We start from the raw sequence: 22,569 nt of genomic DNA, 5'->3' as shown, positions 1-22,569 counted from the left end.
TCCTACCGACCAGCCTAGGCCCACACCACGCGCGGGGCGCGGCGTACCCGTACCGGCGCCGCCGGGCGCGCACGTCGGCCGGCGACCGGTCACCGGACGGGCGCGGGCTCCTCCGGCGCGCGGGTCCCGGTGGGCGTCTCGTCGGTGCCGACGGTGATGCCCCGGCGCTTGGAGACCCACACGGCGAGGACGACGACGGCCAGGGCCAGCAGGGCGATGGCCAGCCGGAGGCCCGGGTCGGCATGCGAGCCGAAGCTGAGTTCGACGATCGCGGGCGCCACCAGGAGGGAGACCAGGTTCATCACCTTCAGAAGCGGGTTGATGGCCGGTCCGGCGGTGTCCTTGAAGGGATCGCCCACCGTGTCGCCGATGACGGTGGCCGCGTGCGCGGGGCTGCCCTTGCCGCCGTGGTGACCGTCCTCGACCAGCTTCTTGGCGTTGTCCCAGGCGCCGCCCGAGGTGGCCAGGAAGACGGCCATCAGGGTGCCCGCGCCGATCGCTCCGGCCAGGTAGGAGCCCAGCGGGCCGACGCCGAGCAGGAAGCCGAGGGCGATCGGGGTCAGCACGGCGAGCAGGCCCGGGGTGACCAGTTCGCGCAGCGCGTCGCGGGTGCAGATGTCCACCACCCGGCCGTACTCGGGCCGTTCGGTGCCGTCCATGATGCCGGGCCTGGTCCGGAACTGGCGCCGGACCTCGAAGACGACCGCGCCGGCGGAGCGCGAGACGGCGTTGATCGCCAGACCGGAGAAGAGGAAGACGACAGCGGCGCCGGCCAGCAGGCCGACCAGGTTGTCGGGCTGGTCGATGGCCAGGCTCAGGCTCGAACCGTGGGCGGCCGGGCCGATCTGCGCCTCGGCGGTCGTGATGGTGTCGGTGTAGGAGCCGAACAGCGCGGTGGCGGCGAGCACCGCCGTGGCGATGGCGATGCCCTTGGTGATCGCCTTGGTGGTGTTGCCGACGGCGTCCAGTTCGGTGAGCACCCGGGCACCGGCGCCGGTGATGTCTCCGGACATCTCCGCGATGCCCTGGGCGTTGTCGGAGACCGGGCCGAAGGTGTCCATCGCGACGATCACACCGACGGTGGTCAGTAGTCCGGTCCCGGCCAGCGCGACCGCGAACAGGGACAGGATCAGCGAGCCGCCGCCGAGCAGGAAGGCGCCGTAGACGGCGGCTCCGATGGCCACGGCGGAGTACACAGCCGATTCCAGGCCGAGCGCGACACCGGAGAGCACCACGGTGGCCGGCCCGGTCAGCGAGGTCTTGCCCACGTCCCGTACCGGGCGGCGGGTGGTCTCGGTGAAGTAGCCGGTCAGTTGCTGGATGACGGCGGCCAGCACGATCCCGATGGCCACCGCGGCCAGGGCGAACGCCCGCGGGCTGCCCGCGTGCCGGGTGATCTCGGCAGGCACCCCGTGCAGTCCGGAGAAGCGGGCCGGCAGGAAGGCGAAGACCGCGCCGGCCACCAGAACGAGGGACACCACGGCGGAGACGAAGAAGCCGCGGTTGACGGCGGTCATCCCGCTGCGGTCCGTGGGCCGCGGGGAGACCGTCTCGATGCCGAGGACCGCTGTGATCACCCCGATGGCGGGCACCACCAGAGGGAAGGTCAGTCCGTTGTCACCGAAGGCGGCTCTGCCCAGAATCAGCGCGGCGACCAGGGTCACGGCGTAGGACTCGAACAGGTCGGCCGCCATCCCCGCGCAGTCGCCCACGTTGTCACCCACGTTGTCGGCGATCGTCGCCGCGTTGCGGGGATCGTCCTCGGGGATCCCCTGCTCGACCTTGCCCACCAGGTCCGCGCCCACGTCCGCGGCCTTGGTGAAGATCCCACCGCCCACCCGCATGAACATCGCCAGCAACGCCGCACCGAAGCCGAACCCCTCCAGCACCTTCGGCGCGTTCGCCTGGTAGATCAGCACCACCGTCGCCGCCCCCATGAGGCCCAGCCCCACGGTGAACATCCCCACCACCCCGCCGGTACGGAAGGCGATCCGCATCGCCCGGTGCGACACCCCTCGCACGATCGATGCCGCCGTCGGCCCATCCCGGGACTCGACGTCCGGCACCGGCGCCGTCCCCGCCCGGGCCGCCGCCGCCACCCGGACGTTGCTGCGCACCGCGAGCTGCATCCCGACGTACCCCGTCGTCGCCGAGAAGGCCGCCCCGACCAGAAAGAACACCGAACGCCCGATCCGCTGCCCCCAGTTGTCCGCCGGCAGCAGCAACAGCACGAAGGGCACCACCCCGGCGAAGACGCCCAGGGTGCGGAACTGACGCCTCAGATAGGCGTTCGCACCCTCCTGAATCGCCCCGGCGATCCGCCGCATCGTCTCGGTGCCCTCGTCCGCGGCCAGGACCTGGCGTACGAACGCCCAGGCCACCACCAGGGCTCCTGCCCCGATCACCGCGACGATCACCAGCAGCGTTCGGCCCGACCCGGTCAACACGGGCGCGGCCGCGACGGATGCGCCCGCATGAAAGATCCCAGCCATTCCGTCCTCCTTGACGTCGTGCCTGGGCGCCAGGCGCGCGAATCGGCCGCCGGGAGCTTCAGACCGAGGCTAACCCCGGGGACTGGAGGTCTCCACGGGGGTTAGGGCAATCGCGTACCCGGCATGCGACGGCGACTGATCCCCTCGAAGATGGTGCTGCCGACGCCGTCGGACGCCACGGATCGCGAAGGAGAGCGGCATGGACTTCGAGGTGATCGTCGAGATCCCGCAGGGGTCACGCAACAAGTACGAGATGGACCATGCCACCGGACGGATCCGCCTGGACCGGATGCTGTTCACGGCCACCCGCTATCCGGCCGACTACGGGTTCATCGAGGACACCCTCGGCGGAGACGGCGACCCCCTCGACGCCCTCATCCTCGTCGACGAGCCCACCTTTCCGGGATGCGGCATCACCTGCCGCGCCATCGGCATGTTCGTCATGACCGATGAGAAGGGGCCGGACGAGAAGATCCTCTGTGTGCCCGCCCACGACCCCCGCTTCGCCCGCCTGCAGGACATCGACGACATGCCCCAGCACGACCTGCAGGAGATCACCCACTTCTTCGAGGTCTACAAGGACCTCGAACCCGGAAAGTCCGTCGAAGGCTCCCACTGGGCGAACAAGGCCGACGCCTACGCCGAGATCGAGACCTCACGCTCCAGGGCCGCCGCTCAGTAGACCTGCGATCGCAGCAGGCAACCATCCGATCCGGGCGGTGATCGACACGTCGAGCCTCCACCCCCGGCAGCGGCTGCGCCCACGCGGGCGCAGCCGTCAGGGCCGGCCCGCGCGGGCCCGGAGCATGCCGAACCCCGCGGCGGCACGTTCCTACCTGGCCGCGGGCTGGTGGTGGAGCGTGTCGTCCAGCCAGTCGTAGATCCGGGCGAGGGCGAGTCGCTGGGCTCCCGCCTGGCAGTGCGCGTCGGCGCCGTCTTCCGCGGTGAACTCGAGCAGGGTCTTGGGGCAGGTGAGGCGGTCGTAGAGCTGCCGGGCCTGTCCGGCGAAGAACAGGTCCTCGGCGGCCTCACAGATCAGGGCCGGGCACTCGATCTTCTCGGCGATGCCGTCGCGGAGGTGGTAGTCGAGGTAGGCGGCACCGAAGGCGCGGGGGGTGTCGGCCCCCATCACGTACATGCCGTGGTTCAGCGCCCACCGCATCACCGGGTCGGTGGCGATCAAGTGGTCGAGCCGGGCGTCGAGTTCGAGGTCCGAGGCCGCGCGCAGCCGCCGTTCGGCCTCGGCGCGGTCGCCGGGCACGATGGTGGTGACCGCCTGGCCGAGGTCGTAGACGCCGTCGAGGGCGATCACGGCGGCCAGCCGGTGGTCGAACGCGGCCGCCCTGGGGGCGAGCAGTCCGCCCATGCTGTTGCCGAGCAGCGCGATGCGGTCGCCGTCGACCTCCGGCAGGGTCAGGGCGAAGTCGAGGACGGGGCCCACGACGTTCTCCCAGTCGGGCCGGAAGACCAGTCCGTCGTGGTGCAGCGGCCCGGGCTGCCCCGGTCCGTCGAAGACGAGGACGGTGTAGCCGCGCTCCACGCCCGCCATGGCGCCGAAGTAGTGCATCTCCTCCGCGGTGCCGTCGAAGCCGTTGTGCATGATCAGGGTCGGTCGCGGTGTCCCGGTGGTGTCGGCGCGGTAGAGGTAGCCGGGGAGCGTGCCGCCCTCGTAGGGGATGCGGACCGGCTCGATCCGCGGGGTGAACAGCGCCGCCGCCGCGTGGAAGCACTCCACGCTGCGGTCGTAGGCGTGGTCGTGGCGGGGGTCGCACGGGTTGCCGTGCAGGAAGAACTCCGCCGACCGGTAGTAGTTCGACGCCCGCAGGAACCCGTCCCGGGCGCTGACCGGGTGGCCCGTTTCCAGGGCCCGCCGGGCTTCGTCGGAGACCCGGTCGGCGGTGGCCAGCCACTCGTCGTGCCAGCTGTCGTAGTCGCCCTCCACGATCCGCAGGCCCGTCGAGACGACCTCGCCGAAGTCGGCCCCACCGTAGGCGATGTGGCCGAACGACCGCAGGGTCTCGTACCAGAACTGGGCGTCGTTCGGGAACAGCAGAGGCTTCATGGTCACTCCTTGGAACGGAAGGTCTTCGAGATGTTCGGCACCCCGGGGGACGGGCCGCGCCGGTCCCCCGGGGTGGGCGGTGGTGGTCAGTCCTGGTTCCCGTCGAGGGCGGTCTCGGGGATCCAGGAGCCGTGGATTCCGGCGGTCACCCGTCGGGGCAGGTGGACGATGGCGACCCGGTTGAGGCCGGAGGCGTCGAGGACCAGCAGTTGCGAGGCGTCCTGCTTGAGGTCGGAGATCACGGTGAGCAGGTAGCCGTCGTCCTCGTGGGTGGCTGCCGCGGCGGGGACGAAGACGGCTTCGCTGGGCATCCGGGCGTCGCCGACCTGGTGGATGCGGCGAGCGCCGGTGGTGCGGTCGTACTTGACCACCCCGTAGCCGCCGTAGCCCTTCTCGTCGGGGAAGGAGATGGCGTACTGGTAGCGGTTCTCGGCGCCCAGGTACTCCTCGTTGAGGGTCGGGAACTCCACCGCGAGGTCGTCGATGATCTGCTCGTCGACGCTGCCGGCGGCTGTGTCGATCACCCAGCGGCGGGTGTAGGAGCGGGCGTTGGGCTCGGTGCCGCGCCCGGGGGCGCCGACCCACCAGTTCCAGGAGAGCTGGAAGCCCGCACGGTCCACGGTGGGGCCCTCCAGGACGATGCGGCCCTGGCCGTCCTCGTAGGCGTTGGAGACGTGCAGCATGTTGCCCGGCTCGATGGAGAACCAGCGGATGTGCCGAGCGCCGTCCTCCCCGCGCGGCATGACACCGATGCGGGCGGGCTGCTGGTCGCTCCAGCCGTAGGGGATGCCGGAGTGCTCGTTCGGGTCGAAGGTGACGTTGCCCTCGATGAAGACCACGTGGCGGCGGGTGATCGCGAAGTCGTGCTTGAGCGAGGCGGTCGCTCCCGGGATCTCCGCGCTGTGGACGATCTCGCCCTTGGCGTCGGCGACGTAGTACATCAGGAAGGGCGGGAAGGGCGAGGACCCGAAGAAGTGGAGTTCGCCCGTCACCGGGTCCTCCTTGGGGTGCGCGGTCATCGCGCCGCGCAGCTTTCCGTCGAAGTCGAAGGCGCCGACCGTCTCCAGCTCGGGGGTGAGCTCGAAGGGCAGGTTCGCCTCGCACAGCGCGAGCAGCCGGCCGCCGTGCTCGATGATGTGGGTGCCGGCGACGCTGGCGGTCAGGTCCGGGCCCTTGTCGGTCATGTAGGGGGCGCCGTCCAGGGCGGGGGTGTGCACCCAGCGGTTGCGGTACCACTCCGCCCGGCCGTCACGCAGGCGGATGCCGTGGACCATACCGCTGCCCTTGAACCAGTGGGTGGGGGTGACGCCGGGCCTGGGGTTGTGGCTGTTGCGGAGCAGCCGGCCGGTCAGCTCCGGGGGCAGGGTGCCCTCGACGGTGAGTTCGGTGGCGGTGACCTCGTCGGCGACGGGGGTGTAGTGGCCGGTCAGGTAGGGCTTGTCGGTGGTCATGGCGGAGGCCTCTTTCGGTAGGTGTGCCGCTTGGGCGGGCGATCGGTGACGCCCGGTCGGATGTCGTGCTGCTTCGTCAGGTGGTCTGCTCGGCCCGGGCCTTGAGGCGGGAGAGCCAGGTCTGCAGGGAGTCGTGGAGGGCCTTGCCGAGGTCGTCGGCCGCGGCCTCGACCGGGGCGCCGCTCCAGGACTCCTCGGTGCGGGCGGTGACCTGGTCGCCGTTCCGCTCGAACGTCCAGACGTGGATGCCTTCGATGCCGTTCGCGGGGCCGCCCCAGACGATCCGCTCGCCGGGGACCAGTTCGCGGACGGTGGAGGTGATGTCCAGGCCGTGGGTCCGCCAGCTGAAGGAGTTGCCGGGCGCCAGCGGGCCGTTGAGCTCGGCCTGGTCGACGTCCGTGTTCCAGGTGGGCCAGGCCGCGATGTCGGTGTGCAGTTCCCACACCGTCGTGAGCGGGGCGTCGATCACGGTGCTCAGGCGGACGATGACGGGGGCGGTCTCGTCGATGGTGATCACAGCTGTGTTTCCTCTCTTGATGGCACGTGTCGGTGGTGTGGCTGATCCATCGGGTCAGCGGGTTCGGGAGAGTCGGGAGATGCGTGGGGTTCGCGGATCGGCGGCCGGGCGCGTGGAGCCGGCTGCGGTCCGCGGGCCGGTGCAGCGGGTGAGGATCACCGCGAGGAGGGCCGTTGCGGCCAGGACGGCGGCCGAGACCGTGAAGGCGGCCCGGTAGCCGGCGGTGAGGGCCTCCAGGTGCGGCTCGTGCGTGGACGCGTGGGCGGTGACGGAGCCGGCGAGGGTCGCCAGGGCGGCGAGGCCGATCGCACCGCCGACCTGGCGGGTGGTGTTCACCAGTCCGCCGGCCAGGCCCGCGTCCTGCGGCGGGACGCCGTCCACGGCGAATGCGGTGAGCTGGACGAAGGCGATGCTCAGGCCAAGGCCGACCAGGACGCTCGGACCCGCGACGTCGGTGAGGTAGCTCCCGTCGGCGCTGATCCGTGACAGCCACAGCAGGCCCGCGGCCTCGGCGAGCAGGGCCGTGGTCACGGTCGCGGCGGCGCCGATCCGCCGGGAGACCCGTGGGGCGAGGGCGGAGCCGAGCATGTTGGCCGCGGCGAGCGGGAGTTGGCCCGCTCCGGTGGCCAGGGGACTGGATCCGAGGACCTGTTGCTGATAGAGCGGCAGGAAGAAGAACAGCGCGATCCACACGGACCCCAGCAGGGCCATCAGCAGGTTGCCCACAGCCACCCGGCCGGTGGTGAACAGTCTCGGCGGCACCAGCGCGTTCGGCCGGCGGAGCTCGATCACGGCGAAGGCCGCGAGCAGCGTGGCGGCGGCACCGAGGGCGCCCAGCACCCCGCCGTCCGTCCAGCCGGCGCCGCGTGCGGTGGTCAGCCCCCAGACCAGGCAGGTCAGGGCGAGGGTGACGGTGGCGGTGCCCACCAGGTCGAACCGCCCGGCCTTACGGCCGGCCGTCCGTGGGACGAGGGCCGCCACGGCGACCAGGACCAGCGCCGCCGCGAGCGCGACGGAGTGGAAGACCCATGGCCAGCCCCATGCCTGGGTGAGCCCGCCGCCCAGCAGGACGCCGCCCGCTCCTCCCGCACCGGAGACCGCGCCCCACACCCCCAGTGCCCGGCCTCGCCCGGAGCCGGGCGGGAACAGGTCCATGGCCAGGGCGAGCGCGGCCGGGGCGATGGCGGCGGCGCCCAGGCCCTGAACCACGCGGGCCGTGATCAGCACGACGGAGGAGGCGGCCAGTCCCGCTGCCAGCGAGGCAGCCGCGAACAGCGCGAGGCCGGCGATCAGCACCCGGCGGCGACCGAGCAGGTCGCCCGCCCGTCCGCCCGCCAGGAGCAGCGCTCCGAACGCCAGGCCGTAGGCGTTGACCACCCAGGTGGTGCCGCTGTCCGACAGGCCGACCCCGGCGCGGATCTGCGGCAGCGCGACATTCACGATCGAGGTGGCGAGCATGACGGTGAACTGGGCTGCGGCGAGCACCGAGAGCACGGCCGCCCGCCGAGGGGCTGACGGCGTCTGCCCCGGCTGTGTGGGGTGGGGGTTCATGGCGCACAGCCTCGTGTGCGGCGGTGTCCACTATCCAGGCCCGGCAGGAGCCGCCGATGTCCACTCCTGTCCGCACCTGTCCACCCGCTCCCGCCGAAGGCGTGCGCCTGCCGTTCCTATCGGGGGCCGTGCAGCTCCCGTTGCCACAGGGCTTCGCAGAGCAGGTCCAGGCCCTGGCGCAGGTGGCGCCGGTAGGTGCCGTACGGAAGGCCGAGGCGGCGGGCGGCGGCCTCCTGGGTGGGCGCGCCGGAGAAGTAGCCCGCCGTCAGGGCCTCCCGGGCGCGCACACCGCGCGGGTCACGGGCGAGGTCGTCGACGCTCTGGCGCAGCAGGGCACGCAGCTCCGCAACGGGGTCGGTGAAGTCCGCCGCCAGGCGGGTGCGGGTCAGGGCGCAGACGGCGAAGGCGGCCGGGTCGCGCCAGTGCGGCAGGGCTTCGCGGACGGCCTGGTCGAACGCGGTGCGCGAGAAGCCCGACGGCCCGGACGGGGCCGGCACATCGGTGGCCGCTATGAAGTGGCGAAGCCAGGTCTCGACGGGCACCTCGCGCCAGTCGACGCCGAACAGCCCGTACGTGTGCTCGCCGACCCGTGGTCGCGCACCGGTGTCGGCAAGGCTGCCCTTGACGCGCGCGGACCACGCATCGGCGTCCCGCCAGACGGCGAAGCCGTATGCGCGACCGCGCGCTCGGGCGGATTCCGCCTGGGCGCGGGAACTGCTCAGGTCGATGACGCGCGAGGGGACCTGGTACCGCTCGGGGTAGATCGAGAAGCGGCTTATGCCGATGTGCTCACCCGGGCTGACCGGCGCGGTGGCGTCGGTGTGTGCCCAAGCGGCCGCGACGACGGGATCGGTGGCCAGGTCCAGGGGGTCGGCAGGGGCCGGCAGAGCGAGTCGGGCCGTGAACGCCACGATCCGGCCCGTGCTCACCAGACGGTAGACGCTGAAGGCCTGCGGCTGGCGCTGCGCCCAGTAGCGGACCAGGTCCGCGGAAGCCGGGCCCTCGGTCTCCACGGCCATGCGCAGCATGACGTCGAGGTCGTCCGGGTGCAGCGGACGGTCGTGCACCTCGTCCTCACGGGACCATGTGCGCAGCCGCGCCACGATCTCCCCCTCTCGGAAGAGGTAGAAGAGTTCGTCGGTGACGGTCCAGACCCGCTCCTCGGGTGCCTCGCGCAACAGGCGCAGGTACTCCTCCGCCAACCGCTGGCGTATCGTCACGAAGGCACTGGGAGCCCGCCAGCGCAGGTCGGCGGCCAGCGTCTCGCGTGCGGCGTCGTGCGGGTGGAGCCCCCGGGGAGTGGACTCCATGAAGGGCAGGTCCCTCAGCCAGGCGAAGAGCAGGTGGGTGTCCTCCTCGGGCAGCACCGCGGCGAGCAGTTCCTCGGAGGTCGCATAGGCCTGGGCCGCCACCTCCAGGGCACGGCGGTGGGCCGCCGACGGCACCTCTCCGATCAACCCTGTCAGCAGGGTTCGCAGGACGTCCGCCGACGGCGCCCAGACCTCCTCCCTGCTCCATCCCGTCGAACCCGCTGCCGCCGCGAGGGACAGGGCCAGTGGATTGCCTCCGGCGAAGCGGAGTACCCGTTCCCGCAGTTCGGGCCGGATCTGCGCCGTGGTCAGCAGGCTCCGGGCCTGCTCCTCGGAGAACGGCTCCAGTTCGGTCACGTGCAGGAGCCCGGCCCAGGCGGGGTCGGCGGTCCACTGCGGCTGCGGCGCGAGCCGACCGCCCAGGACGACCAGGGCATCGTCCGCGGCGCGAGGCAGGAAGTGGTGCCACAGCCAGCTCTCCAGCCACTGGCAGTGCTCGAAGGAGTCCACGAACAGCACCGTGCCGGCAACGTCCAGGAAAGGACCGGCCGCACGCTCGAAGGCGGCCGGGTCCCGGCTGACGAAACGGCCGTCGAGCTCGACGAGCGGTCGGCCCGCCGCACGAGCGTGGTCCGCCAGGTGCCGCAGCAGCGTCGACTTCCCGATACCGCCCGGCCCGAACAGGTAGAACGCGAACGGCGCCTGCGGATCTCCGGCCAGCGCCTCCGCGAAGCGCCCGAGTTCCTCGTCCCGGCCGATGAACGCCTGTACTCGCGCGCTGCTCAGCCTCTCACCGACGGACACCATGGCGGTATCCCCCTCCCATCCCGGTACCGGACGACGCCGTCCGGAAGTCCGCTCCAGGCCCCGTGGTGACCGGCACCGGCACGAGGCACGCGTGGCGGCGGTCTTGCCCGCGCTGTACGCGCCGGCGCCCGCCCTGCTCCGACCGGTCCGGTCCGGACCGCGCCACGGGTTCGTCGCGGTGGTGGCGTGTCCAGCACGTCGGTGGCGAACCTAGACAACGCGCCGGACGTGCCGACGGGTTGCGTCGGCGGCGGAATTCGTCGATGTCGAGGGGGTGAACGGCACCGACGGGGTGAACGGCGTCGGCGCGGAGGACGGCGTCGACGGGCTGAAGTCCAGCGCCAGGGAGGCGGGCCCGCGGGTGTACAGCCCCGTCTCCCGGTAGGCGAACCCGGGGCTGTACCGGACCCGGTCGAGCAACGGCAGCAACAGCGCGGCCACGGTCTCGATCTCGGCCCGGGCGAAGGCCGCGCCGACGCACTGGTGCAGGCCGGTGCCGAAGGCGAGGTGCTGGGCGGCGGCGGTGAAGGAGCGGGCGGTGCCCAGGTCCGGGCGGTGGAGGTCGAAGGTGTCCGGGGCGGTGAAGACGTCCGGGTCGCGGTTGGCCGCGCCGATCATGCAGAAGACGGTGGCGCCCGCCGGGACGACGGTGCCGGCGAACTCGGCGTCCTCCTCCACCTGTCGCGGGATGAGCTGGACGGGCGGGGTGTACCGCAGCGTCTCGGCGATCGCGGCGGGCAGCAGGGTCGGGTCCTGGCGGACCTGTGCCAGCTGCTCGGGGTGGTCGATCAGATGCTTGAAGAGCAGGGCGAGGGTCTTGTCGGCGGGCTCGACGGCGGCGACCAGAACGTTGACGACCAGCGCGGTGACGTCGCGGGTGCTCATGGCGATGCCGTCGAACTCGGCCGTGCCCAGCTTCGATATCAGGTCCTCGCCGGGGTGGCGGCGCCGCTGTTCGATGACGGGGACGAGGTAGGCCTCCAACTGCTCGGCGCAGTCCAGGCAGTGCCGACGTCGTTCGGGGGTGAGGACGATGCCGGTGATGAACTCGCCGACCCCGCCGAGCCAGGCGGCGACCTGCTGCCAGTCCTCCCGGTCCAGCCCGAGGACGTCGAGCGTCACGCGGACGGCGAAGGGCTTGCCGAAGTCGTTGACGAGGTCCATCCGTCCCCGGGGAAGGAACGGCGCGACGAGCTCGGCGGCGTTGGCGTGGATCGCGCGTATCTGCTCCTGCAGGGCCGGCCCGGTGAAGCCCCGGACGACGATCTTTCGCTTGGCGGTGTGCTCGGCCCCGGTCATCTGCGCGAGGACCGGCCCGCGCATCACCGGCTCGGCGCGCTCCTGCAGCGTCTCGGTGGTGAACGCCTCATGGTCGGTCAGCACCCGCTGCACGTCCTGGTAGCGGGAGAGGAAGTAGCTGTCGATCGCAGGCTCGTAGTGCACCGGTGACCGGTCTCTCAGCCGGGCGAAGTACCGGTAGGGATCGGCGGCGAAGTCCTCGGACAGGATGCTGAAGCGCGGGTCGGGCACGGGCATGGCGGGCCTCTCAGCGGGAAACCGGAACAGCGGGGGCGATGGGATGCCGGCGGTCAGACCTCGACGATCAGACCCCGGCGGCCGAGATCCCGACGGCCGGGATCCCCCTCCCCGGCTCGGCGACCAGCCGGTACCGCCCGTCCTCCCTCCGAACCGTGCCACCCGTCGGCTGCGGGAAGTGGGTGCCCAGGAGCAACGCGTCGGTGTCCGCCAGGGCGTCGAGCAGCCGGCCGCGGGTGCGGACCGCCTGGGTGGCGTCGATGTCGACGCAGCTGTTCACGTGCGGGTGGGACAGCTGCACGGGGTGGTGGATGCTGTCGCCGGTGATCAGCGCCCGGCGGTCGCTGCCGCGCAGTTCCACGGCGACCTGCCCCGGGGTGTGGCCCGGGGCAGGGACCAGGAAGACGCCCGGCGCCACCTCGCGCCCCTGCTCGGGCACGTCCACGAGGTCGTACTGTCCGGCGTCGCGGACGGGGGTGACGGAGTCGCGGAACATCTGGCGGCGGGCCTCGTCCAGGTCGGTGGCGGCCCAGTGGTCCCATTCGGTGCGGCTGGTGAGGTAGCGGGCGTTGGGGAAGGTGGGGACCCAGTCGTCGCCGACGAGGCGCGTGTTCCAGCCGACGTGGTCGGTGTGCAGGTGCGTGGTGATCACCAGGTCCACGGACTGGGGCGGGAAGCCGGCCGCCGCCAGGCGCTCCAGGAAGTCGGTGTCGAGACCGTTCCAGGCCGGGTTGGCGCGTGGCTTGGCGTTGCCGATGCCGGTGTCGACGACGATCCGCAGCCCGCCGACCTCCACCGCGAAGCTGTGGCTCGCCAGACGGGGGACGTCGGCGTCGGCGAAGTCGGGGCGCAGCCACGACGCCTCGTCCAGCACCTCCTTGGTGGCGTCCGGCAGCAACCAGGGTCCGGTCTGCCGCGGCAGTTCGATCTCGTCGACGCGCCGTACGGCGATGTCGCCGAGGCTCCATCCCGTGCTTGCGAAGGAGGTGGCCTGACGGGGCGTGGCGGTGCTCATCGGTGGGTCCTTTCGGGCGGGCGGGGCGTTGCGGGAAGGCAGGACTCGGTCAGGCGGTGCGCGGCTGCCGCACGGCGCGGGTGAGGCCGATCAGGGTCAGCAGGATGACCGTCACGGCGTAGAGCGAGACGGCGGTCCGCAGACCGTACAGGTTGGTCAGCAGGCCGGCGAGGACGGCGGGGACGCTCATGGCCAGGTAGCTGAGGACGTAGTAGGCGGCGAGCGTGCCGGCGCGTTCGTCCGGGGCGGCCGGGGGCAGCAGCAGGCGCAGGGCGCCCTGGGCGACGGCACCGAAGCCCGCGCCCGCCAGGGCGGTACCGACGAACAGCGCGGGCAGGCTGTGCAGGTGCAGGCCGCCCAGGGTCAGCAGGGCCCCCGGGATCAGGAGCGCGCTGCCGGCGAGGCTCACGGTGCGGGCGGGCAGCGCCCGGGCGGTGTGGCCGGCGAGGCCGGCCGCGGCCGTCAGGGTGAAGAAGACCAGGCCGCCGGTTGCGCGGGCGGCGTGCGGGGCGATGAGCCGGGCGAGCGAGGGGCCGAGGGAGGAGTAGAAGCCGCCCAGTGCCCAGGCGGCGACGACGCCGGGCGCGGCGAGCGCCATGGCCGGCCGGGAGGCGGGGGCGACGGTGATCGCGGGGCGCAGTGAGCGCCAGGCGCCGGGGTGGGGGCGGGCGGTCTCGGGGGTGTGCAGGACTGCGGCGGCCTGCGCGGTGAAGAGCAGGAGCAGCAGCAGGTAGACGGTGCGGGTGGGGGCGGGGGCGTACTGCACGAGGGCGGTGGCGGCCAGCACGCCGACCGCCATGCCGGCCACGGGGGTGATGCCGTTGGCGGCCGTCGCCCGGCCCGGACGGTCGGGGTCCTCGAAGTCGAGCAGGGCGGCTCCGGCGGCGCTGGTGGCCACGCCGGTGGCCAGGCCCTGCAGGATCCGGGCGGCGATCAGCGCCGGCACCCCCTGGGCGGTGGCGAAGACGGCCATCGCGACGCCTTCCGCCAGCAGCGCCCCGGCGAGGACCGGGCGCCGGCCCAGGTGGTCCGAGAGCGTGCCCGCGGTCAGCAGTGCCGCCAGCAGGGCGAGCGCGTAGGCACTGAACACGACGGTCAGCGTCATGGCCGAGAAGTGCCATGCGGCCTGGTAGAGCGCGTAGAGCGGGGTCGGCGCGCTGGAGGCGGCCAGCAGGCCGACCAGGACCGAGGCGTGGAGCCGGAAGGCACCGTGGTGGCTCAGCACGGGCAGGTGGCGGGGACGGGACGGCAGGGCTGTGACGCTGGTCATGGAAGCACCTCTGAGCCTTAAGGCGAATGCTTTGCATTAAGCACTCTAGGCCCGCGTCGTCCCGGAACGCAAATATTTAGCTTTTAGGTGGCGAGAGGGGGTGTGGCGCGGCCGAGCACCGCCGCCACCAGATGGCCGGCGTAGGCCGCGGACAGGTCCGAGGGGCGGAACAGGATCCGGTACATCAGGGGGGCGACGACGACGTCCAGCAGGGTCTCCACGTCGGGCACGGCCTCCCCGCGCCCGGCCGCGCGCACGCCGATGGCCTTCAACTGCTCGGCGGCATAGTCGGAGCACCGGGCCGCGTTGCCGTGCTCGGGGTCGCCCAGCAGGGCGTCGCGGATGTACGTGCGGCCGGCCGTCGAGGACATCTCCTCGGCGAACTGCACCGTCCACGCCTCCAGGTCCGCCCGCAGGCTGCCGTGGTCGGCCGGCGGGGCGTCGGGGCGCAACCGCTCGACGGCCACGTCGGACAACAGTTCCCGCAGGTCCCCCCAGCGCCGGTAGACGGTGGACGGCGTGACTCCCGCGCGGGCGGCGATCAGGGGCACGGTGAGCGCGTCCCGCCCCAGTTCCGCCTCGAGATCCCGGACGGCCTGGTGCACGGACTGCTGGACGCGGGCGCTGCGCCCGCCGGGGCGTGTGGTCGCTCGGGCACTCATACGCACAGCTTAATGCGAAGAAGTCGCGTCTGGTGGTGTCGACTCGGGACGTCACTGGCGGCCGTGGCGCCCTACGCCGCCGACCCCGGGCGGTCGGCTACCGCTACCCCGCGGTCACGGCCGTCCCCGGAATGCCGACAGAGCCTTCCACCCGGTCGGCGAGCCCGTAGGCCACCGCCTCTTCGGCGGAGAACCACCTGTCGCGGTCGGAGTCCCTCCTGATGTCCTCGACCGAGCGGCCGGTGCGCTCGGCCGTGATGTCGATCAGCCGCTGCTTGGTGCGCATCAGGTGCTCGGCCTGAATCCTGATCTCGCTCGCCGATCCGCCGAACGCCGGCCGGTGCGCCTCATCTGCTACGGATTCCCGGAGGCCGCCCAGTGAGCGCCGGCAGCACCCGCGAGACGTCGCATCCGACCGAAGCCCCCACGGCCGACTCCCGGCCGTCGCACGGACTGCGGCACTTCACCGCCGTCTTGGCCGAGCCGCGCGTCCGCCGGGCGATGATCGGCGCCTTCGTGGCCCGGCTGGCCCAGGGCATGTACGCGATGGCGCTGCTGCTCCTGCTCCAGCGGCGGCTGGACAGCTTCGCCGTCGCCGGCGCCGTGGTGTCCGGCTTCGGCCTCGCCTCGGCGGTCTCCAGCCCGGCGCTCGGCCGGCTGATCGACCGGCACGGAGCCGTGCTCACGGTCTGCGCCGTGCTGGGGCCGCTGGGAGTGGTGCTGCTGGTGACCGCCGCCGTGTACGGGCAGGTCGCCGGGGTGTGGGCCGGGGCGCTGCTGGCCGGCGCCGCGCAGCCGCCGATCTCCTCGACCCTGCGCGCCCTCGTGGCGGAGACCTTCGCCCGGGCCGAGACCCGCGCGACGGCCTACAGCCTCGACGCGATCAGCACCGAGGTCACCTTCGTGGCCGGCCCCGCCTTGGTCGGCGCCGCCATCGCCTGGGCCGCGCCGGAGTTCGCCCTCCTCGCCGGCGCCGTGTTCACCCCGGCCGGCACCTTCCTCTTTCTCAGCTCCCGCCCGTGCGCCGCCGACCGCGGCCGGCGGCCGGCGAGCCGCGCACCTCGCTGCGGTCCAACCGTACGGTCTGGATGATCAGTGCCACCGCCCTGCCGCAGATGCTCGCCATCGGCATGGTCGAGGTCGGCGCCGCCGCCCGCGCGGTCGAACTGGACAGCCCCGCCGGGACGGGCGTGCTGCTGACCGCCTGGGCCCTCGGCAGCGTCGTGGGCGACCTCGGCTACGGCGCCGCTTCCTGGTCCTGGTCGCTGCGGACCCAGTACGGCCTGCTCATGGCGCTCGGCGGCATCGGGTTCGCCGGCGTCTCCCTGGCCTCCGGCTTCGCCGGGCTGGTGCCGCTGATGTTCGTCGCCGGCCTGGCCATCGCCCCGGCGGCCACCATGGGCGCCACTATCCTCGGCGGCAGCGTCCCGGCCGGCGGGCGCACCGAGGCGTTCACCTGGATGGCCTCCGCCAACGCCCTGGGCGACGCGGCCGGTTACCTGCTGGCCGGTTCGCTCGCCGAGGTCCTCGCCGCCCGCCCGGTCATACTGACCGCCGCCGCCCTGCTGCTGGCGGCCGCGCCGGTCGCGTTCCTCCTGCCGCGCCGCACCGACTGACGGAAATCGTCAACTCGTCCGCGCCGGTACGGTCCTGGGCATCCAGCCGGGCCGGCGCCGGGGCGCCGCCGACCCCTCGGTCACCTCGCCGACGACCCACGCGCCGACGAGGTCCAGCTGCCGACCGTGGCCGGCCTGCGCGAGCAGTCCCCGCGGCACCCGGCCGACCGCGGCCCGGGACGCCTCCGCGACCGCACGGCCGGGTTCGTCCGCGATGCCGGCACCCCAGAATCCGCGCCGCCCGACCACCACCTCGCAGTAGCCGACGTGGCCACGGCCTTCGACGGCCTGCACGCTGACCTCACGGACCGTCGCCGGGACGGCCAGTAGTTCCGACGCCCGCCGGGCGGTCTCCTCCGGGTCCGTCCCGAAGCGGATCCCACCGAACCCGGCGAGCTCGACGGCCGCGCGTCCTCGGCGGCCGTGTTTCAGCCGGGCGCGGAGGGCGTCGTGGTCGTGGGGACGGGCCGGTGGAGCAGGGTGCAGACCGCGCCGCGTTCACCAACGCCTGGCTGGCAGCGCCGACCTTCGGTTCGGCCAGGCCGAAGATGGTGGAGATGAACACCGAGCCGTCCGCGCCGCAACATCGCCCGCCGCATGGTCATCCCGCGGCCCCGACGCGCCGAACGCCCCCGGTGGACCGCCGACCGAGCCGCCGAGTTCCTGCGCTACGCCCACGGTGTCGACCCCCCTCATCACCAACTTCACCGAGCTGCTCATCGGCTCCGGCTGCCGCCGCCGCGAAGCCCTCGTCCTCCACGAGGACGACGCCTACATCGACAAACGCTTCATGTAGATCCGCTGGACGCTCTCAGCCGTCGACAACAACCAGCTCATCTTCACCACGCCCAAGATCCGCTCAAGTCGCAACTGGGACGCCCTCTCCGACCGCGTCGCCGACGCGATCACCGACCAGATCGGCGGCAGCGGGCCCCGGCCGACCCGGAGCCGGGGAAGACGTCCGCGCCAGCCAACATCAACTACCTCCTCATCGAGGGTCTGCGCCGCTCCGGCTTCCCCACCACCGCCGATGAACTCTGCTACCGAACCCTGGCCATGGCGCGCGGCGCCGGCGGCCTCTACGAGTACTGGAACCCCTTGACCGGCATCCGCGCACCCCGCGCGACCCCCGGCTTCGGCTGATCCGCCGCCCTCTTCATCGACCTCGCGGCCGAGCGGTAGCCCACGCCCGACGACTCGCGGCCCCGCCCCGCACGTGGAGCACCTCCCCCGGTCCACGAACTTTCGCCTCAGTGAAGCATGTCCATGTCGCACCACTCCACGTGATCCGCGTCACCCGACCCGCGCCTTGATTGCTCGCCAGGAGTGACGCTAAGGCCACGGAAAGCCACAATCCGCAGAGGGAAAGTCACGCAAAGTAGTCGGGTTCATGATCCCTGAACTGTGATAGACATGAAAAGTCGCGAGGCGGGGGCGAGTTCAGCCCAGTCGCGGACCCACGCAGCAGCCCACAGTGCTTCCCGGTCAGGCCGCACGCGGCATCCCCCAAGTCCACTCGACCCAAGCCCCGCGCACGCCATGTCATGACGCGAACCCGACATCCTTCACCGCAGTACCCGTCATGGAACCTTTCGGGTGGAGTACACATGCAGAACAGCCCCGGCCACGGCAGCATGCCGCTGCGCCGCTTCGGTCCGCCGACGCCCGGAACGGGCGACGCCCGTCGCGCTGCCCTGGTCTGCTTCCCGTACGCGGGAGGAGGGGCGACAACCTTCGCCCCGTGGCGACGCCAACTCCCCGACTGGCTCGACCTCTACGCCCATGTCGCGCCCGGACGCGAGGAGCGCGGGCGGGAGGCCACGCTGGGTTCGGTGGACGAGCTGGTCGCGGATGTCCTGCCGGACATCCTGGCGCTCCCGAAGCCGCTGGTCCTCCTCGGCCACAGCTTCGGCGCCTTCCTGGCCCACGAGTTGACACATCGCCTGACGCAGGAAGGGCGGCCGCCGGCGCACCTCGTCCTGCTCGCCTCCGGCGCTCCGGGGCTGACGGCGCTGCAGCCCGTCGGCAACGACGACGAGATCGAGCAGCTGTGGCGGCGACTGGGCGCGAATCCCGCGGGGCTCGCGCTGCCGGAGTTCCGCGAGCGCTTCTTCCCGGCCCTGCGCGCGGACCTCGGAGCACACGCCGCCTTCCGGCCCCCGCTTCGCCGACCGCCGCTGACCGTGCCGGTCACCGTGCTGTACGGAGACGAGGATCCCGTCGTGACGGGCGACGAGGCGGCGAAGTGGCGGACGTTGTACGCCGGGCCCTTCGACCTCGCCGCGATGCCGGGCGGGCATTTCTTCCCGCAGACTCTGACCGCCACGACGATCGACACGATCCTGCATGCCATCAATCGATAGCAAACGAACTCCGATAACGGCCCGATTCATCCGCAGTGAACTCCGGAGAAGGACCGAACCCCCCTTGATCATTCGATCGGTAACGGATAGGCTACCGAAATCGAATTTCAGATGATACCACAGGGGGAATTTATGCCGACGAGCCCCGACGATCCGGGGACCCTGCATCACCTTTTCGAAGAGTGTGTCCGCCGGGATCCCGAGAATATCGCCCTGGAGTACGAGGGTGAATTCATCAGCTACGGCGAACTCAATCGCCGGGCCAACCGGCTGGCGCATCACCTGAGGGAGGGCTGCGGCGTCCGGCCGGACGACCGGGTGGCCATCCTGGTGCGGCATCCGACGAGCGTGATCGTCGCGGTGCTCGCCACCCTCAAGGCCGGGGGCGCCTACGTCCCGCTGGACCCGGACAACCCGCCGGCCGTGACGCACCGGATCGTCGAGAACGTGGCCCCCCGGGTGATGGTGATCGAGTCCTCGGCGGCAGCGGGTGCGATGTTCTTCGGCGGTGAGCTCTTCGTGACGGACGTCATGAGCGCCGCCCTGGACACCCCGGACGTGGACCCCGCGCCGGCGTCGACGCCCGCGGACCTCGCGTACGTGATCTACACCTCGGGGACCACCGGGACGCCCAAGGGGATCGCCGTCGAACACCGCTCCATCGTCAACACGATCACCTGGCGCAATTCGTATTACGGATTCGGTCCGGACGACGTGACGCTGGCGATTCCGCGGCCGTCCTTCGACAGCTCCGTCGAGGACATCTTCTGCGCCCTCACGGCTGGTTCCCGGCTCCTTACGCCGGACCGGGAGCGGATCACCGACCGGTATTATCTGGTCGAATTGCTGGAGCATCGGAACGTCTCGCATTTCCTCATTACGCCAGCGCTCTACCAACGGCTTCTCCCGGGTATCGACGCGCAGACAACCAAGGCCCTGCGCAGCGTCACGGTCGCCGGGGAACGGTTCACCTCGGGCCTGGTCCGCGAGCATTTCCGGCGCATTCCGGAGGTGGCTCTCCTCAACGAATACGGCCCCTCCGAGAATTCGGTGTGCTCCACCGTCCACCCGCTGCGCGCGACGGACCGGCAGGTGCTCATCGGACAGCCGATCACCAACACCGGGGCGCTCGTGCTCGACGAGGACGGACGAGCCGTGGCCCCCGGCGGGACCGGTGAGCTGTACCTGTCCGGCGCCGGGCTGGCCCGCGGTTACCTGGGCAACCCCGAGCTGACCGCGGAGAGGTTCTTCGTGTCCTCCGCGCCCCCCTTCGACGGCGAGCGCGTCTACCGCACCGGGGACGTCGTCCGGGTGCACGAGGGCGGCGACCTGGAGTTCGTCGAGCGCCGGGACCACCAGGTGAAGATCCGCGGCCGGCGCGTCGAACTCGGCAGCGTGGCCGAGGTACTGGCCAAGGACGACGCGGTCGACCACGTCGTCCTGCTGCGCCACGACGCCGACTCCGAGACGCCCCGGCTGATCGCCTTCGTCGTCGGACCGACGGCGCCGGACGTCGACCGGCTGCGCGCGCTGGCGAAGGACGAACTGCCGGAGTACATGGTCCCGTCGGCGATCATCCCGATCGACGCGGTGCCGCTCACCGGCCACGGCAAGGTCGACGAGACGGCCCTGGCGGCCCGGTACGCGGACGCCACCGGCCAGGCCGGTCCCGCACCGGAGCCCGCGACACCCGTCGAGGCCGCCCTGCTCGAGATCTGGCAGAAGATCTTCGCGCCCCTCGGCATCGGCCTGGACGACGACTTCTTCGAACTCGGCGGCGACTCCCTCAGCGTGATGGACCTGGTGTCCGGCGTGGAGGAGCGACTAGGAGTCCAGCTGGACAACTCCGACCCCTACACCGGAAGGACCATCCGGAGTCTGGCCCGCATCATCGAGAACCTTCAGAACACCAAGGCGGAGACATCTTGAGCACGCAAGGCGGTACTGATTCCATGTTCACGGGCGTCGACTACGACGTGGTCATCGCGGGCGGCGGCCTGGCCGGGCTCTGCCTCGCCAAGCAGCTCCGGGACGCTTACCCCTCGCTCAGCGTCCTCGTCGCCGAGCGCGAGCGGTCGCCGATCCCGCTGTCCGCGTTCAAGGTCGGCGAGTCGACGGTCGAGGTCGGCGCGCACTACTTCGCCTCGGTCATCGGTCTGCGCGACTACCTGGAGGAGCACCACCTGGAGAAGCTGGGTCTGCGGTACTTCTACGGCGACCGCCCCGGCCTCCACCAGGAATCCGAGTTCGGCGTCAACCGCTGGCTGCCGGCCAAGTCCTACCAGCTCAACCGGGGTTCCCTGGAGGAGCACCTGCGTGTGGTGGTGGCCGACGCGGGAGCCGAGCTCCAGCAGGGCGTCCGCGTCCTCGACATCGAGCTCGGGGAGCAGGACGCGCCGCACCGGGTGACCTACCAGCCCGACGGGGAGGGCGAGCAGGAGTCCACCACCGTCACCTGCCGCTGGGTCGTCGACGCCACCGGGCGCCTCCGGCTGCTCCAGCGGAAACTCGGGCTCACCAAGCGCTACCCCAAGCCGCACAACTCGGTGTGGTTTCGGCTCGAGGGACGCCTCGACACCGACCAGGCGGTCGCCGCCGACCACACGGTCTGGCACGACCGCATCCACGAGCCCCGCTGGCACTCCACCAACCACTTCATGTTCGAGGGCGGTTGGGTCTGGGCCATCCCGCTGGCGCCCGACCACACGAGTGTCGGCATCGTGGTGTCCGACGAGCTCCACCCGGTCACCGGGTACAACCGGATAGAGAAGGCGATCGACTTCGTAGCCGAGCGGGTCCCCGGCTTCGAACCCGCCATCCGCGAGCTCCCCGTGCTCGACTTCCGCGTCCTGAAGAACTACAGCCACTCCTCGCAGCAGGTGTTCTCGCACGACCGCTGGGCGTGCGTCGGCGACGCCGCGGTCTTCGCCGACCCCTACTACTCAGTGGGGTCGAACCTGATCGGCTACGCCAACAGCTTCGTGACCGAGATGATCGGCCGCGACCAGGCCGGCTCCTTCGACGACGGCTTCGTCCGGTACGCCAACCGCTGGTTCCTCTCGCTGGCCGAAGGGCTCACCCTGAACATCCAGGGTTCCTACCCCTTCCACCACAACCCGATGATCATGTCGCTGAAGACCATCTGGGACTACTACGTGGGTTGGGCGTTCTCCGACCCGCAGTTCTACGGCAAGACCTTCCTGGACGAGTCCGCCAGCACCACGCTCAGCTCGCTGGGCGCCCACGTGGTGGCGACCCAGGGCGCCATCATGAACCTGTTCAAGGCCTGGTCGCCCGCTTACCGGGGCGTCTTCGAGTTCGACTACATCGACTACTACGACGACCTCCCGACGCTCGCCCGCCTCTTCGTCCAGAACCTGCCCGGCCCCACCACGCCCGCCTTCGGCGAGGTGCTGACCAGCGTCCGCGACGGCATCGACCGCATCGAGGAGCTGGCCCACGTCATCTTCTACCTGGCCCTGGAGGACGCGCTGCCCGAGCAGCTGGAGGCCGTGCGCTCCCGCGGCTGGCTCAACGTGTCGGCCATGAGCCTGGACCCGGAGCGCTGGGAGAAGGACGGCCTGTTCGCTCCGAAGAGCCACCCCCGCCTGGACGAGGTCAAGGTGCTGGAGGAAGAGCTGCGGCGGCTGTACCGCGACTCGTCGAACATCGGGCAGTAGCCCGGTGGCGCGGTGGAGCAGTGGAGCAGTAGTGCGGTAGAGCACGACAGAACACGACAGGGGGATCGCCCTGGGTGGCCCAGCCGCCCGGGGCGGTCCCCCTGTTCGTCGTCGGGTCGTCCGGATCCCGGGCCCCCACGGTGCCGGCCCGCTCGGCGACGCGCTGCACGCCCTGCAGGCCAAGGTCGGCCCCGGCTTCGTGCTGACCATGGCCCCCGAGACCATCGGGATGTACAG

Annotated in this window: 17 protein-coding genes and 1 pseudogene; 6 read left to right on the top strand and 12 right to left on the bottom strand. The window is 71.7% G+C overall.

Going from position 1 to position 22,569, the window contains the following annotated elements; translation table 11 throughout:
* Positions 1–89 precede the first annotated feature (89 nt).
* Complete coding sequence (locus ABZW30_RS19315; protein ID WP_355672328.1) at positions 90–2,492, bottom strand: sodium-translocating pyrophosphatase; 2,403 nt, start codon at positions 2,490–2,492, stop codon at positions 90–92.
* 199 nt (positions 2,493–2,691) lie between these two features.
* Between ABZW30_RS19315 and ABZW30_RS19310 the strand changes: the two genes are divergently transcribed.
* Positions 2,692–3,174 (top strand): inorganic diphosphatase, encoded by a 483-nt coding sequence (locus ABZW30_RS19310; protein WP_355672327.1) that lies wholly within the window; start codon positions 2,692–2,694, stop codon positions 3,172–3,174.
* Between the two features lie 150 nt (positions 3,175–3,324).
* On the opposite strand, the gene ABZW30_RS19305 is transcribed toward ABZW30_RS19310, so the two are convergent.
* From ABZW30_RS19305 to ABZW30_RS19260, 10 genes and pseudogenes are all read right to left on the bottom strand, one after another.
* Positions 3,325–4,554, bottom strand: coding sequence for an alpha/beta fold hydrolase (locus ABZW30_RS19305; RefSeq protein ID WP_355672326.1), 1,230 nt, complete (start codon positions 4,552–4,554; stop codon positions 3,325–3,327).
* A gap of 86 nt (positions 4,555–4,640) precedes the next feature.
* Positions 4,641–6,005 carry a carotenoid oxygenase family protein gene (locus tag ABZW30_RS19300; protein ID WP_355672325.1) on the bottom strand — a complete coding sequence of 455 codons (1,365 nt, stop codon included), beginning with the start codon at positions 6,003–6,005 and terminating at the stop codon, positions 4,641–4,643.
* Between the two features lie 76 nt (positions 6,006–6,081).
* Positions 6,082–6,522: an SRPBCC family protein gene (locus ABZW30_RS19295; RefSeq protein ID WP_355672324.1), complete on the bottom strand. Its 441-nt coding sequence runs from the start codon at positions 6,520–6,522 to the stop codon at positions 6,082–6,084.
* Positions 6,523–6,576: 54 nt separating this feature from the next.
* Positions 6,577–8,073, bottom strand: a complete 1,497-nt coding sequence (locus tag ABZW30_RS19290) for an MFS transporter (RefSeq protein WP_355672323.1) — start codon at positions 8,071–8,073, stop codon at positions 6,577–6,579.
* Positions 8,074–8,189: 116 nt separating this feature from the next.
* Positions 8,190–10,190, bottom strand: coding sequence for an ATP-binding protein (locus tag ABZW30_RS19285; RefSeq protein ID WP_355672322.1), 2,001 nt, complete (start codon positions 10,188–10,190; stop codon positions 8,190–8,192).
* A gap of 210 nt (positions 10,191–10,400) precedes the next feature.
* Positions 10,401–11,726: a cytochrome P450, cyclodipeptide synthase-associated gene (locus ABZW30_RS19280; RefSeq protein ID WP_355672321.1), complete on the bottom strand. Its 1,326-nt coding sequence runs from the start codon at positions 11,724–11,726 to the stop codon at positions 10,401–10,403.
* 67 nt (positions 11,727–11,793) lie between these two features.
* Positions 11,794–12,741: an MBL fold metallo-hydrolase gene (locus ABZW30_RS19275; protein WP_355672320.1), complete on the bottom strand. Its 948-nt coding sequence runs from the start codon at positions 12,739–12,741 to the stop codon at positions 11,794–11,796.
* A 49-nt stretch (positions 12,742–12,790) separates the two neighbouring features.
* Entirely contained in the window at positions 12,791–14,011 is a 1,221-nt protein-coding gene (locus tag ABZW30_RS19270; protein ID WP_355672319.1) for an MFS transporter, read from the bottom strand.
* 83 nt (positions 14,012–14,094) lie between these two features.
* Positions 14,095–14,673 carry a TetR/AcrR family transcriptional regulator gene (locus tag ABZW30_RS19265; RefSeq protein ID WP_355672318.1) on the bottom strand — a complete coding sequence of 193 codons (579 nt, stop codon included), beginning with the start codon at positions 14,671–14,673 and terminating at the stop codon, positions 14,095–14,097.
* 103 nt (positions 14,674–14,776) lie between these two features.
* A pseudogene (locus ABZW30_RS19260) lies at positions 14,777–15,016 on the bottom strand (ATP-dependent Clp protease proteolytic subunit); the annotation flags it as partial.
* Positions 15,017–15,051: 35 nt separating this feature from the next.
* Between ABZW30_RS19260 and ABZW30_RS19255 the strand changes: the two are divergent.
* Both ABZW30_RS19255 and ABZW30_RS19250 read left to right on the top strand, forming a co-directional pair.
* Positions 15,052–15,765, top strand: coding sequence for an MFS transporter (locus ABZW30_RS19255; RefSeq protein WP_355672317.1), 714 nt, complete (start codon positions 15,052–15,054; stop codon positions 15,763–15,765).
* On the top strand, positions 15,762–16,289 hold the full coding sequence (locus ABZW30_RS19250) for a hypothetical protein (protein ID WP_355672316.1): 528 nt from the start codon (positions 15,762–15,764) through the stop codon (positions 16,287–16,289). Before ABZW30_RS19255 ends, ABZW30_RS19250 begins: the two co-directional genes overlap by 4 nt.
* Positions 16,290–16,298: 9 nt before the next feature.
* On the opposite strand, the gene ABZW30_RS19245 is transcribed toward ABZW30_RS19250, so the two are convergent.
* A complete protein-coding gene (locus ABZW30_RS19245; protein WP_355672315.1) occupies positions 16,299–16,583 on the bottom strand; it encodes a hypothetical protein in 285 nt (94 codons plus the stop codon).
* Positions 16,584–17,896: 1,313 nt separating this feature from the next.
* On the opposite strand from ABZW30_RS19245, the gene ABZW30_RS19240 reads away from it, so the two are divergent.
* The 3 genes from ABZW30_RS19240 (at position 17,897) to ABZW30_RS19230 (ending at position 22,332) form a co-directional block, all read left to right on the top strand.
* Positions 17,897–18,652: an alpha/beta fold hydrolase gene (locus tag ABZW30_RS19240; protein ID WP_355672314.1), complete on the top strand. Its 756-nt coding sequence runs from the start codon at positions 17,897–17,899 to the stop codon at positions 18,650–18,652.
* A gap of 132 nt (positions 18,653–18,784) precedes the next feature.
* The gene (locus ABZW30_RS19235) at positions 18,785–20,581 is read left to right on the top strand and encodes a non-ribosomal peptide synthetase (RefSeq protein WP_355672313.1); all 1,797 of its coding nucleotides are present in this window, start codon (positions 18,785–18,787) and stop codon (positions 20,579–20,581) included.
* 23 nt (positions 20,582–20,604) lie between these two features.
* Entirely contained in the window at positions 20,605–22,332 is a 1,728-nt protein-coding gene (locus tag ABZW30_RS19230) for an NAD(P)/FAD-dependent oxidoreductase (RefSeq protein WP_355672312.1), read from the top strand.
* The last annotated feature ends 237 nt before the right edge of the window (positions 22,333–22,569 follow it).

This window comes from Kitasatospora sp. NPDC004669 (genome assembly GCF_040609455.1).
Classification (GTDB): Bacteria; Actinomycetota; Actinomycetes; order Streptomycetales; family Streptomycetaceae; genus Kitasatospora.
The sequence above is the reverse complement of the archived record's forward strand: the minus strand, read 5'-3'. Positions and strand labels throughout refer to the sequence as shown.